At 32.5% G+C, this 1,063-nt stretch carries 1 protein-coding gene; it reads left to right on the top strand.

What is annotated here, in order from left to right; all coding sequences use genetic code 11:
- Positions 1-480: 480 nt before the first annotated feature.
- Positions 481-1,029, top strand: coding sequence for a DUF3967 domain-containing protein (locus ACSMFO_RS40100; protein WP_436462528.1), 549 nt, complete (start codon positions 481-483; stop codon positions 1,027-1,029).
- The last annotated feature ends 34 nt before the right edge of the window (positions 1,030-1,063 follow it).

Raw genomic sequence — 1,063 nt, 5'->3', positions numbered from 1 at the left:
GTTGCATTTTTGCAACACACCTGTTGCATTTTTGCAACACACGAAAAGTGTTATAAACGTTGTTATAACAACGTTTATAACACTTTAAGAACTCGCTCTCTTCTCACTCTCTATTTAAATAGCAATTCGCTTATAGAATTGCAAGGCTCTTTTTATACTTTTTTTCGTTATATATTAACTATCTTTTTCTCAATTTTAAATATTAAGCCTAAAGGCTAGTATACCGTCTTAAGACGGCCAAGTATCTATGACTAAGTTTTTTGCGTGGTTGTTCATTGTTTGGATAGTGTTTGTTTAGATGTTCAGATGATTTTAAAAATAATTATCTAAACAATGATTTGAACAAGAAAAGAGGTTAATCTATATGTAGCATGGAATTGTCTAAGTGTTTGAATGGTGTTTAGTTTAGATGTTTAGTTGAATTTGAAAGCGGTGATCTAAACAGTGAAGACTTCTAAACAGTGGTTATCAGCTGAAGAGATGGCCAAACAAGTGAAAGTGTCGGCCATGACTATAAAGCGTAATTGCCAAACCTATAAGGATTTTATAAATGTTAAGCAAGGTGAAAAAAACAAGTACTTAATTGATTCATCTTCGTTACCTGTTTTTCTTTTTATAGCTAAGATGAGAAATAAACGAAGTCTCCAATCTGCTCAAATACTCGAACTTTTAGTAGAAGAAGGATTCCCTAAGATTTATGATACAGAGAATATAAACTCTTCTGAACAACAACCCGAACAATCCTTAGAGAATCAAGGGTTTGTTCCTGTTCAGGAGATAGAATCAATGGTGGCTAAAAGAGTCCAAGAAGAATTAAAAAAGCATGAGCATTTCTTAAGTGAATGGACACTTAAACAAGAAGAACAACAGCGAAAATTCCAAGAAGTACTTATTAAAAGGTTAGATGATCGAGATCAGAAGTTAATGAGCTCTATAAGAGAATTACAAGAGTCTAAATTAGAAATAGCAACAACTATTGAAGAACCTAAAAAAATCTCCAATAAAAAGTGGTGGGAGTTTTGGAAATGAGAAAGATAGCAAAATGCTAGTACAAGAAAAGCCC

This window comes from Amycolatopsis sp. w19, from assembly GCF_051373225.1.
Classification (GTDB): Bacteria; Actinomycetota; Actinomycetes; order Mycobacteriales; family Pseudonocardiaceae; genus Amycolatopsis; species Amycolatopsis japonica.
The sequence above is the reverse complement of the archived record's forward strand: the minus strand, read 5'-3'. Positions and strand labels throughout refer to the sequence as shown.

What these genes read in the sequence shown, in the direction of transcription:
- ACSMFO_RS40100 (WP_436462528.1), top strand. Translation starts at nt 481, where the DNA reads ATGGCCAAACAAGTGAAAGTGTCGGCCATGACTATAAAGCGTAATTGC.